This is a genomic window from Acaryochloris sp. IP29b_bin.137, assembly GCF_028285745.1.
Taxonomy (GTDB): domain Bacteria; phylum Cyanobacteriota; class Cyanobacteriia; order Thermosynechococcales; family Thermosynechococcaceae; genus Acaryochloris.
In genome coordinates, this window is record NZ_JANQOP010000013.1 from 1 (window position 1) to 13,059 (window position 13,059).

A 13,059-nucleotide genomic window follows, 5' to 3' on the forward strand; every position below is an offset into this window, starting at 1 on the left:
CAACTGAAACCCCATAAACGACTCAATTACCAGAGAGGCATGAGGGCGCTATCACTGATTCAGACCACATTGTGAAACCCTTGTCATCCCCAAAGGCCAAATGCACAATAAATTGCACCACAGAGCATGAACTTGCAGATCACTATATAAGATCGGTGGTTTTAATTCCAGATTTGTGACCAAAAATCGGAATTAAAACACTATCCGAGTATCAAAGCTTTGCTATGTATTGTTTTGAGTGAATCACAAAGTTCTAAAGATTTTGATATTTAGTGTAATATTTACCTTCTTCTTCGAAGACATTCTGAGGATTATGCTTTAGTTGTCGCCAAAATCTGGAATTGGGATCTAGAGCAGATCGGAGATTCTATTCAGGGGGATAGAAAGCAGACAATTTCAGAATGGTACCCCCGAGCAGGGCCAATGGAGGAAATGCCTATGGCTGCGTAATTCTCCCGGTTTTAATCACTTTCCTTTATGACATTCCCCAAGTAGAATGCCATAAATTTTTAAGGTCTTGAATTTGTTCTTTAGATTTTATCGCTGTCCATCCTTTGTTGATGGCTTCCTTTTCTGCTTTAGTGAGTTTCCAAGACAAAGGAGGTTGATATTCACCTTCTTCACTATAAAATTTTGGTGCTTCAGTTCTAGAAGGGAAGTAAATTGAATAGTATCGAATATCCACTTTTTCTTTTGGATATAACTTTTGAAGCATTTCTATCTCTGTCTTATTTCGAGTGGTTAGAATCGGGTCACGAACCTTAAACAATGTAAGCAATGGTCCGATTGTCGTCATAAACCAACCACCGTATTCCTTATCATTTTCCGATTCAGAGGGCTGAGGAAAGGGGTTAATCTGTAAGATAAGTACCCGCTTTAATTTTTTATTTTGTGGTTTCTCTAGCAAGTCATTGAGCCATTCAACTGCTGTGACAAAGCCAGAATTATCAAAATAGCCACCATCAGCCATATGAAAATTTTGCTTTAAGTTTCTGCTGTTTCGGCAAATTGGAGAAACATAGGGAAAAGTAGCCGATAGTCTAGCTGCTGTGACAATATCGATATCATAATCTCCATAAAGGTTGTTGAAACATTTTTTCCCAGATGCGTCTCCAAAATTTAAAGGTGTAACTAAACAACGGTTTCCATCCTCAACTACAGTTGTATTGAAGACGGGAATCGGGATTTCTCCATTGATTATTTGCTCTCTCCAGGTTGCCAGAGATTTTCTAACCTTCGGATGATTCTTATTCTCCCAGCCTTTTAATTCTCCTTGCCAGTCTGTCTCAAGTGCGATGCCGCGATCTCCTAATCGTTTTGCAAAAATTGAGGGAAAAAGGGGCAAGGCTATCACTCTCCATAGATCTGGGTAGCATAGTCCCCACCCTGTAGCATCCAAACTATCTTGTGTAGCACTAACAAATATATTCTCTAATTCCTCATTCTCAGGATAGCCCTTAGAACTAAAGCGATCTAAGTAGTACATAGATCCTACTGAGCCGCCGGAAGCAGCACTAATCAAACTAATAGCTTTGGTAAAAGATGTCCCTAATTCAGTTTGCAAACCTGTTAGGACTTGAGCAGTCCATCCTGATGCTTGAATTCCCCCTCCACTTGCACAAACCACCACTAGCGTTTTCTCGTTAGTGCTTTGATGTTCAAGTCGTTTACTAAGAACTGCGGTAAAATCCTGCAACCGCAGATTAGTGCTTTTATTTTTTAGGTGGTCTTCTTTTAACTCGAAATAATGATCTACCTTAAAGAACCAATACATCAAAGCACTAATCAACAGCCAGAAGAATAAAACGGAAACTCGATAGTAGTCAAAATAGAAAGTAAGGCTGCCGAGAAAAAGAGTTGAGATCGAAACCAATAAGGTCACATAGAAGAGTGCCGAAGCTTCCCTATATTCATGTATAGGGCGAGGTCTAAATATAAAAAAATTGGCCAAATAGACAGCTAAGAGAACTAAAAAGAATGCGAAGGTATTGATATGATCAATATCTAAATCGCCAAAATCATTTAGATAGCCATCAGGAGCATTCTTCGAGAGAAATCTAATGGCTTTAACCAACCAATGATCAACTGAAATATGTGTAATTAACCAATCACGGACTATATCAAATGCGCCAAAGAATAAGGCACTAAATAAAATGCCTCCAATGAATCCGAACCATCTTTTCTCACCAAGTTCTTCTTGTGATAGATCAGTAGCAGCAATAATAATTGGTAAAGCTAATATCGCTGCAAACAGATACTGCCATAAGGTGTTCGTAATTTCTAATAGTATAGGCACATCAAAGCGAGAGGGGGCATTATGAGTCGTTGTATAAGCAACCAGAATGATACACATTGCAGCTACGATTGCCCCCAGAATGGTAAATGCTAACTGCCAAATACCCCTAAGGACAAATAAATTTTTCAACACCGCTGGCAATAAGAACTTGGCGATTGTTGGTAGTAAAATCAAAAACAGACCCATCAGAATTGGAATGCGGAGAAAGAAAAGATACTGCCAGAAAGTTGTGGGAATGAGCAGCCATCCTGTGATGATTGCAACGACAATAATAGTCCATAAAGTTATTCTCAAGAAGATGTTCTTCATGCTTTTATTGAGTTATAGTATTTTAATTGTCATTTTTTGTTTTTTTGGCTATTTCAATCAGAATATTTAAGCCAATTCCTGGCCTGTCTTTTTTGACCAAATAATATTGATAGTAATCAAATACACATCGGCTATCTCCAAATAATAGGGAAAGAGCATTTTTCTACTATTCGTATTCAATATGAAAAGTACTTATAGAGTTTTGCCCAAAAATCCATATATCATTTCCTCACGAAACTGATGACCTAATGAAATAAATACTCTGAAATATACTGGAGTTGAGCTGAAGCTAATCCCCACTCTGAGAGAATCTCAGGGGACAGAAGTTATTAATAAAGCCACAATTTATGAATTGCCTTAGTATCAGACTGAAGCTCTCACCCCACCCCCTCACAAACTTGTGAGAGGGGGTGGATGAGTTTTTCTCCTCAGCTGATCATGGTCTAGAACGTTTTAATGAACTCAATCAAGGCTTGCTTATCCTCATCAGGAAGATCAGTGCCAAACAAATGGCCACGATCTTCAACAAAGTCTGGAGCCGTATTTAGCTTGAGTAAAAGCGGTGCAACCCAGCTCTTCGGTAAGATATTGATGCCAGTTGCAACTAGGTGGCTAATCAGAGATTGCTGAAGCAGTGGCACCGTGATAAAGGCCAGGGGAACATTGTTTGGGTCTAGGTTAGCCACTAATTTGGCAGGAGTTCCTTCAGGTACTGTAACTTTGCCAGCACCAAGTCCAATGCTCTTTAGATTCAGCTGAGTATCATTACGAGTACGTTTAATCACATGATCTCTTTTCTCAGGCCACATTAGCTTTTCGATAGCATCATTAAATGCTTCCATACGTCCAGATACAGACGGATCACCAGTAAAGGTACCAACACTATTATTGAGTAGTAAAGGAGCACTAGACCAGACACTGATTAGAGAAGGGACCCGATAATATCCGCCAGTCTTAGGCTTGAACTTAAGTGTTTTATCGGCTTTCAAAGGGTTCTCTAATTCCAGCTTTTCGGGTGGTGGCAACTCTTTATAGGTCTTGGATGAATAGTCATTCCAAATGTGACCACCTGCAGCATTAGTCCCCACAGCTCGGGCAGCATTAGTCCCAACTTCAGTAACGGAATGGCGCTCATCAGTAGATAGGAAGTTATGATCAAGGAAATTAGATGCCAACACTGAATCTTCAAACCAGGCCTGATGTTCTTCAATGGGTAGATCGGCAGGAGGCTGTTTGCTGGAGTGGCATTTGGCACAGTTATTAGCAAATATTTTCTTGCCTTTTGTTAGAACTGCATCATCTTTAGTGAGGTAGGCCCTACCTCCTGGAGCATCCGCTAAGTGATAGGGTTTGATGGTTTTCAAGAATTCAGCGGCATTATCCATTCGTGAGGCTGTTTTGATATAGAAATCATGATCACAAGTCCCAGGTTGGAGTGCTTTTTCACGAGAAAAGGGAGTCTGCCGACTAACACCTGCAATGATCTCATGGTGTTTGAGCCATTCATCTGAGCAAACCCCAATATTAACGTAGACCCTTTCAGCAGCTTCACCTAGACCCACAGAATCAGACCCATCTTTGAGGATATGGTATACCTCTTTTTCTGAGCCATCATTCATCTTTTCAGTGAAAGTGGGGCGATCTTTCAAGTTAAATATGGAGTTAATCACATTTGGATTATCAATGTGATCAGTGGCATTACGAGAGGTATCTGATGTTCCAGGAGGTTGGAGTTCAACAAGTTCTTTAATAAAGTCGTCTTTGGGGAGGTTGCGACCAAATAATCCCCCCTCTCGTATATATTGATTGCCAATCGCCCCAGAAATATTTTTCCAATCAGGATTTTCAAAATCTTTGGGGGGATCGAGGGGATTAAAGGAAATATGACAAATACCGCAAGATAGACCAATCCGATAGGGAGGTTCTACCTGGGAACCATTTTTGTAATACTCTTCAACATCCCACTTAGCGGGTTCAAAATTAGGATTCTTAAACTTTCTGGCCCCCATAATCCCAGAGGAATGAGGATCTTTATCACATTTATCAAGCCATAATCCATATTCATCTGGTTTGGTTGCTGCGGTACAGCCAGGATCATTAATGACTCCAATGGTTTTGAAACGATTTTTCCGTTGTAAGGGAGTGAAGGTTTCGTCCGCCTGGGTTGCAGGATCATCGGAGGGACGAGCATCAACAAGTTTCAAAAAGTCAAAAGTGCCAGCAAATCCTTTCGGATCCGAAAGGATTTTGCCAGTAGATAAGTCTCGGAAGAATTTATCGTTGCCTCCTGTCCAGAAGTACCAGGTCTGTAGACCTGCTTTTTCTTCGTCGGTGAGTTTACCCTGTTTAGAGTAGTATTCTCCTGGTAAATACCCTAAATAATCTCCATCATTTTCGTGGTTATAGCCAGTGTTAGAGGGCAGAGATTGGTTATATTCAGCAGCAGTCGCCAGCGGGGCTATTCCACTCATAGAGAATGTGATCGCAAGCAGGTAGCTCATCAAACGCAATCGCAGCTTTTTCATTGAGTTCTCCTCCCAAAAGATGATTGAAGGCATAGATATCTTTGGCGACTAAACCCTATTGATTAACCACCCTTGCAGAAGAAGGCTACAGGCGTTGCCAAACCCAATCTAAAACAAAATAGATACAAGTCTAAAGGGCCAAATGTCTATACAAAAGACTGAGACAAAATTCTAAGTCCAGCATATTTTATTGTCTAGTTTAAATTAGTAAATAGTTCACAATTTTTTATTTATCTCTTATATTTTGGCAAAAAAATTGTTAATAGAACTTGATAAACTCTACAAATATATATGATCTATCTCCCTATTATTAATATCTCTGTCGCAGTTGAAAAATATGTAGAAATAGAATATTGATCAGGAATATTTATCTTAAAGAATAAGTTGTGATTTATTGGTTCTGCATAATTCATACGATATTGAAGTAATAATATCCATTTCAAAAAAAATTATATAACTTAATTAATCCTTTATTAGGACTATGCTTCATGGATTTAGAATATGACTATTTAGCTTGCAAATTCAAAATCATGAACTTTTGTCAAAGTCGCTAAAAAGTTAGTAACTAACAGTTTACTGTTAGTTTTATAATCTTTTGCTAATCGATATTGATAATCTCTAGGCACTAAAAAATTAAATAATAAAGGCATGCATTAATAGGCTGGAATTGTATTAGAGGTTGATTTAATCAGTCTTTAGTTAAAACCAGTAAGCATAGCTATATCCTCTATCGCTAGGTCCATCTCTATTCTCTTTTAAAAGACGGATTTCGATTTATAAAGATTATATTTATGAGAGAAAAATATCTGAGTTCATTGACTGTGTTTCGTTCTGATTTCTCGAATTGGGTGAATGACTTATGGCCGTAGAAAACGATATTATATTTCAGCCTCTAAAGTTCCGAAACTTAACTGTTAAGAACCGATTCTTCCGATCCAATATCTCTGGTCGGTTTGATAACTATGATGGTTCAGGTAATCCTGCACGGGTGAACTGGGAAGAAAAATTTGCCAGGGGTGGGGTCGGCGCAATTATTTCGTCCTTTGTCCCGGTTACGATTAAAGGGCGAATTGTGCCCAATTACGCCACCATCAGCAGCGACGATCGCATTCCCTTTTGGCGAGAGGTAGGCCACCGAGTCCACCAGTATGACTGCAAATTCATCATGCAACTGAGTCATTCAGGGCGTCAGCAAGATATTCAAGGGGTCGAGAATAGCAAAATTCGTTTGAGTTCTACTAGTAAAGCAGATTCGTTTCACGGCCTCAAATGCAAAGCCATGACCGAGACGCAAATCCAAGAGACTGTAGCTGCCTTTGCCCAAGGGGCAAGACGGGCAAAGGCAGCAGGTTTAGATGGAGTCGAATTACATGGAGCTAATGGCTACCTGATTACTCAATTTTTAAGCTCAGGTATCAACGATCGCACCGATGGCTATGGTGGCTCGTTGCGAAATCGCTATCGATTTTTGCATGAGGTGATCAACGCCGTGCGTAAAGAAGTAGGAGACGACTTTCACTTTCAATGCAAAATAAGCGCGGTGGACTATAACAATGCCATCATCCCCACCGAGAAAACGGGCAACACACTCGAAGATACGCTGCAAATCTGCCAGTGGATGGAAGATGACGGCATTGATGGGATTCATGTCTCAGTGGGTAGCATCTTCCCGCACCCGATGAATCCGCCAGGAACATTTCCACTCAAGGGACCTTTCTCCACTGATGATGCCAAAAGTTCTTACGATTCGATGCTCTCTAGTGGCAACCGGACCTTGCGTAATTATTTGCTGTTTAGCTGTCAATGGTTATTCCCGGTCTTTAATGCGCTCTGGTATCGAATTCCAAATAAGTTGCAGAAGGCCCACCCTCAGCCCCCGGTCACAGCTGATTCAATTACCGCAGAGGATTTAGATCCCAAATTCAGAAAGGAATTTCCATTAGAAACGGTGAAAGAGATGCTGCGCTTGCACCAAGGCGTCAGCTTACGAAATGCTAAAGCGGTTAAAGACACCGTTAATGTACCCGTGATTTGTACTGGCGGGTTTCAGCAAGCGTCTTTTATTCGGCAAGCGATTAATTCAGGCTTCTGTGATGCAGTCAGTATGGCTCGGATGCTCGTTGCTAATAACGATTTACCCCATCAATTTGCCGCTGGTAAAGATATTAGCGATCGTCCTTGCACCTACTGCAACAAGTGCTTACTCAACACGATTGAGAACCCACTAGGTTGCTACGAATGGGCACGCTTCCCAGACTACGACACCATGATTGCCGAGGTGATGTCTGTGTTTGACCCACCTCCATACCCTCTGGCTTCAGAGGCCAATGATGCCAGCGTTTTAAGTGCCTGAATTTTTTTGTGCGATCGCAAACCCATGATTAGCGAAAAATCCTCGACCTCTTGGCTACAGAAACTCTGGAGCAGTTTACCTCGACTGGTGACTGGCATAGTGGCGTTGCTACTAGTGGTCATTTTGGTCCTCGCGTGGCCCTTGCTCACCCAGAGTACTCCCAAGTACAGCAACATTAATGAGCATTTCAAATATGGTTCTATCGGCGGAGCCTCTAACATGGGCATTCCCTACTGGATCTGGCGCGTTATGCCCGTAATGTTTCCTGAATACTTACCAGTAGATGCATACCAAGTCCCCGGTGATGGGGTGAACCAATTTGGTTTTATGCAAGAGGTCGATCACGATTTACCGATTGGTTTTGCCCATGATACTTATCTCGGTTTAGATGTCGTCACCAATAACTGTGCCTTCTGTCATGTTGGGACTGTTCGGGAGAGCACCGCATTTCCATCAGAAATTATCCCAGCGATGCCATCCAATGTGGTCAATCTAGAAGCCTACTTTTTCTTTATTACGCGCATTTCCGGCGACCCACGGTTCAATGCAAGGGAGATGATGCCTTACATTGAGCAAGAAGCAAAAGCCCAAGGGACAAAGCTCAATCCCCTACAATCTCTGCTTTACCGCTATATTGCCATCCCTCAAACTCGCGCTTTATTGAGCGTTCAAGCCAGCCGCCTTACGTTTTTAGATGAGCAACCCCTTTACGGCCCTGGTCGAGTGGATACCTTTACACCTTATAAATCCAGGGCCTTCAATTTTATTGTCGAGGATCTTCCTAAAAAAGAAACCCAAGGCTCGGCCAGCGATTTCCCCAGTATCTGGAACCAACGCCCCCGACAGGGCATGAACCTACATTGGGATGGCAATAATGATTCGGTAGCAGAGCGCAATAAAAGTGCTGCCCTTGCGTTGGTCTCTCCCACTAATATCAATCTTGACTCGATTACCCTTACTGCAAACTGGCTACTCGATCTTCCAGCTCCCAAATATCCTTACGCGATCAACACCGAGTTAGCTGCTCAAGGTCAACCGATTTTTGAGCAAAACTGCGCTAGTTGCCACGCCTTTGGCAGTGAGAAGGTCGGTAAAGTGACACCTCTAGAAACAATTGGGACCGATACCGGGCGATTTGATTCATACACTCCTGAATTTGCGGCTAATCAATACTCCCTATTTGCAGGCATTATCTACAAAGGCGAAGACCAGCGATTTACTCATTTTCAGAAAACAAAGGGTTATGCTAATCACCCGCTAGATGGCTTGTGGTTGCGCGCCCCCTATTTGCACAATGGCTCGGTGCCCACCCTCAAAGATTTGCTCGAAAAACCAGAAAATCGACCGGGCAAATTCTATCGGGGCAATGATGTTTTCGATCAAGAAAACTTTGGCTTTGTCTCAGATCTAGCCACAGACGATGGCCGATCTTTCTTTGAATACGACACGTCTGAACCCGGTAATGGCAATGGTGGTCACTTATTCGGCATCGATTTAGCTCCTACCGACAAGACCGCACTAATCGAGTACATGAAAACTCTGTAGAGACAGTGAATTGAAAAAATTCAAGGAGCGCTTTGAGATGAATCCCTATGCAACTTGGTTTACCCGTACGGTTTATACCGGCATTGCAGTCAACATGATCTTCGTCGTTTTATTGCTCGCAACTCCCGAATTTTTATTCAATCTTTTACATATGACGACTCCTTCTCCGATTATTTGGGCAAGAGCTGCAGCCATTTTGCTACTCGAAATTAGCATTATCTACGTGCCCGTAGCCCAAGATCCATTTCGATATCCCATCATTTCTTGGATGACAATCTTTGTGACGCGAGGTGGCGGAGCCTCATTTTTTATTCTGGCAGTCTTGCTGTTTAATCAGCAGCTCGGTTTCTTGTCCATTGCTTTAACCGATACCTTTTTCGGCAGCCTAGAAGCGTTTTTGCTCTATCGCGCCATGCAAACTCGTGGAGCGATCAACGCTTCAACTTAAACCTTTAAGTGGCCGAAATCTAGTCGACGATACACTTGCCAAGGGGAGTCAATTCAAACGATGGAAGCCTTAAAAAACAGAACCGGAAAAATCATCACGACCATTGTTTTGGTGCTCGTTCTACTACTGGCTTACCTGGGCTGGGCCGTTTTGCGAGAAGAAACACCCTACTATGATTCACCGGCAGACCACTTCAAATATGGCTCCATTAGTACTGAGCAGGCTGAAGGTGTTCCCCTATTGATCTGGGAAGTACTGCCCCGCCTATTTCCAGAATATCTTCCGCGACCAGGGGGCTACACGGCCTTAGGTATGACCTGGGAAAAGGGAAAAGAATTGCCGGTAGGCATCTCGAGACGCAGAGTTCTGGGCATGGAAAGGCAGGGAATCACCTGTGCGATTTGCCATACCGCAACTTACCGTATGCGTTCCCAAGATTCGCCCGTGATAGTACCCACAGGGCCGTCGAGCAAGTTTAACTCTCTAGGATATCTGCGATTTTTAGAAGCTTGTGCCAAGGATGCTCGATTTACGTCGGACTATATTCTGCCCGAAATTGAGTACAACCACCCGTTGACTTTGATCGATAAGGTTGTCTATCGAGTTGCGATCCCGATTACCCGCAAATTAATACTTAAGCAGAGTCAAGAATTTGAATGGACAAAATCTCGACCCACTTGGGGACCAGGCCGTATCGATCCCTTTAATCCCGTTAAGTTTCGAATGCTTGATCAACCCATTGATGACACCATCGGCAACTCCGATATGATGCCGTTGTGGAATCAAAAACTGCGATCAGGCTTTGCCCTCCATTGGGATGGTCTCGAAACTTCACTCACAGAAACTGTCAACACAGGCGCATTAGGGGATGGGGCGACGCTCAAGAACATCCCTATTGATGATTTACAGCGGGTGCAAAAATATATCATTGAGTATGAACCACCTGCTTATCCACTACTTATTGATGATAGATTAGCTCAGCAAGGTCAACCTATTTTTGAACAGAACTGTGCCACATGTCATGCATTTGGGGGTAATCGCACCGGTACCTTGATTCCACAGGAGGAGGTGGGCACCGATCGCCATCGACTCGATATGTGGACTGCAGCAGCGGCAGAAGCTTATAACGACTTTGCCAAGGGCTATCCGTTTAAATTCAATAATCTACGTAAGACAGACGGATACCTCTCAGTAGCACTCGATGGCCTGTGGTTGCGCGCCCCTTATTTACATAACGGATCTGTGCCAACCCTTGAAGATTTGTTGGCCCCTCCCGCACAGCGACCCCCTGTCTTTTACCGGGGCTTTGATGTCCTTGATTCAGAGAAGGTCGGGTTTGTCTCTCAAGGTGACGAGGCTCAGTATTGGGGCTTCAAACTCGATACATCCGAGACGGGTAATAGCAATCAGGGGCACCTCTATGGAACCGATCTACCCTCTCAAGACAAAACTGCTTTGATTGAATATTTGAAAACCCTATAAGGACATGGGGTTCTCCAGTTTTTTATGAGGGTCGAGAAATCTTGCAGTCCAGTTTTTAGGAACTTAAACCCATGATTCCTTACTTACCTCAGTATGATCCCAAGCCTGAAGATCGCACTTCTTACCTAAAGCGTAATCGTCAAGATTATCAATTCAACCGAGAACTACTTCCCCCACTGCCCTTTCTCACACATGTCCCACACAGGGAATTTTTCTCGGCAGATTATGTGGCAAAGCGGCTAGCAAGTATGGCAAGCTTGCCTGCCAATATGTTAGCAGCTAAGTCTAAGAATTTTCTTGATCCTCTTGATACCCTCGAAGAGTATGACGAATTGCTCACGTTGATTCCCAAACCTAACGTAATGAAGCATTTTCGAACCGATGCTTCCTTTGCTGAGCAACGCCTATCGGGCTGTAATGCGATCGCGACCAGGCAAATACAAGAACTCCCCGTCGATTTCGCCATTGATAACGACCTATTTCAATCAGTGGTGGGTAATGATATCACTTTAGATCAGGCTCTTAAAGAAAGACGACTCTACTTTTTAGAGCACCCTTTTTTAGATGGTATTAAAGGGGGCATTTCAAAGGCAGGACGAAAATATATGCCAAAAACGAGATCTCTCTATTACTGGGCAGGAGGCGAACAGTATTTAGTTCCGGTCTCAATTGAACTTAAAAGTGAATCAGGTAACAACCGACTGATGTATACGCTTAAAGATGCTCCTTTAGATTGGTTTTTTGCCAAGCTTTGTGTACAGGTTGCGGATTGTAACCATCAGGAGCTCGGCTCTCACTTTGTCTATACCCATGCTGCAATGGGTCCTTTTGCCGTCGTTACTGCCCGTCAGCTTAGCGAAAACCATCCCGTTTCGCTAATGCTCAAACCCCATTTTCGTTTCATGATTTTCGATAATGATCTCGGTCGTACCTCTTTTCTCAACCCCGGTGGTCCTATCGATCACTATGCTGCTGGCACCCTAGACGAGACTTTAACTTTTATTGTAAAAACCCTTGAAACTTGGAGTTTAGACACCTTTGATTTTCCCTCGATTATTAAGCGGCAAAACATGGATGATTCAGAATTGCTGCCTCACTATCCTTTCAGAGATGATGGATTATTGGTTTGGGAGGCAGTCAAAAATTATGTCACTCAGTATTTACGTCTCTATTACAAGAGCAGCCAAGATCTATTAGACGACCACGAACTACAGGCTTGGGCGCTAGAACTTGCTGCTTATGACGGGGGTCGCGTGGCTGGGATGCCAGATAAAATTGAAACTGTAGAGCAGCTCATTGATGTGCTCAGCGTGGTGATTTTCACCTGCGGACCCTTGCATTCAGTTCTTAACTTTTCGCAGTATGAATATATGGCCTATGTGCCCAATATGCCCTATGCAGGGTACCAACCCGTACCCGAAAGTAAGGGGATAGATATGGAGACAATTTTGAGTTTTTTGCCTCCGTTTCAACCTGCTGCAGAGCAAGTCAATTGGACTATGATTTTGACCTCTTATCACTATGATAAACTTGGGCATTATGACGAAGAGTTCGTCGATCCATTGGCTCAGGAAGTCGTTTTACAGTTTCAGCAAAATCTCGCAGATATAGAGCGCCAGATACAGGTCCGCAATCAAAATCGCCCTGTCCCTTTCAAATACTTTCTACCCTCAGAAACCATTAATAGTATTAATACCTGAATAACACTCTTGATCTTAAACTCATTCAGCTGAGCAACTGAAAGTGTCAGAAATGCTCCACATGTAAATTTTTATGGGTTATGAACGGAAACACCGCCTGATCTGAGTCAATCAAGACTATTGAAAAATCTCCAAGACTTAGGCTGGGCAATGAAGCCTGGGGAAATTTACAGTGGTCGTCAACTATCAATAGTTCTTTCCCATAACCACTCAACACTACGCTCTTCTGGGGCTACTTTCATCCAGTAGAATAACTGGAACGACGCAGCGCGATCGAACCCATTGAAAACAGACTCCATCTTCTATCCTATGCCTTACCCACAAGTCTTGAAAGTATTGTGATGGTTAGGTTTGGGATATGCGATAAAGTGTAACCTGACCACTGACATAGCGAAGCGAAT

General features: G+C 42.8%; 7 protein-coding genes. 5 read left to right on the plus strand and 2 right to left on the minus strand.

Going from position 1 to position 13,059, the window contains the following annotated elements:
• Positions 1-475: 475 nt before the first annotated feature.
• Both Q0991_RS01110 and Q0991_RS01115 read right to left on the minus strand, forming a co-directional pair.
• The gene (locus Q0991_RS01110; protein WP_299484684.1) at positions 476-2,605 is read right to left on the minus strand and encodes a patatin-like phospholipase family protein; all 2,130 of its coding nucleotides are present in this window, start codon (positions 2,603-2,605) and stop codon (positions 476-478) included.
• A 443-nt stretch (positions 2,606-3,048) separates the two neighbouring features.
• On the minus strand, positions 3,049-5,130 hold the full coding sequence (locus tag Q0991_RS01115; protein WP_299484685.1) for a hypothetical protein: 2,082 nt from the start codon (positions 5,128-5,130) through the stop codon (positions 3,049-3,051).
• Positions 5,131-5,989: 859 nt separating this feature from the next.
• On the opposite strand from Q0991_RS01115, the gene Q0991_RS01120 reads away from it, so the two are divergent.
• The 5 genes from Q0991_RS01120 to Q0991_RS01140 all read left to right on the plus strand — a co-directional run bounded on the left by Q0991_RS01120 (position 5,990) and on the right by Q0991_RS01140 (position 12,658).
• Positions 5,990-7,483 carry an NADH:flavin oxidoreductase gene (locus tag Q0991_RS01120; protein WP_299484686.1) on the plus strand — a complete coding sequence of 498 codons (1,494 nt, stop codon included), beginning with the start codon at positions 5,990-5,992 and terminating at the stop codon, positions 7,481-7,483.
• 24 nt (positions 7,484-7,507) lie between these two features.
• Positions 7,508-9,028 (plus strand): cytochrome c, encoded by a 1,521-nt coding sequence (locus Q0991_RS01125; RefSeq protein ID WP_299484687.1) that lies wholly within the window; start codon positions 7,508-7,510, stop codon positions 9,026-9,028.
• Between the two features lie 37 nt (positions 9,029-9,065).
• Complete coding sequence (locus Q0991_RS01130; RefSeq protein WP_299484688.1) at positions 9,066-9,476, plus strand: hypothetical protein; 411 nt, start codon at positions 9,066-9,068, stop codon at positions 9,474-9,476.
• Positions 9,477-9,536: 60 nt separating this feature from the next.
• Positions 9,537-10,958 (plus strand): cytochrome c, encoded by a 1,422-nt coding sequence (locus tag Q0991_RS01135; RefSeq protein WP_299484689.1) that lies wholly within the window; start codon positions 9,537-9,539, stop codon positions 10,956-10,958.
• 71 nt (positions 10,959-11,029) lie between these two features.
• Positions 11,030-12,658, plus strand: a complete 1,629-nt coding sequence (locus Q0991_RS01140) for a lipoxygenase family protein (RefSeq protein ID WP_299484691.1) — start codon at positions 11,030-11,032, stop codon at positions 12,656-12,658.
• Positions 12,659-13,059: the final 401 nt, after the last annotated feature.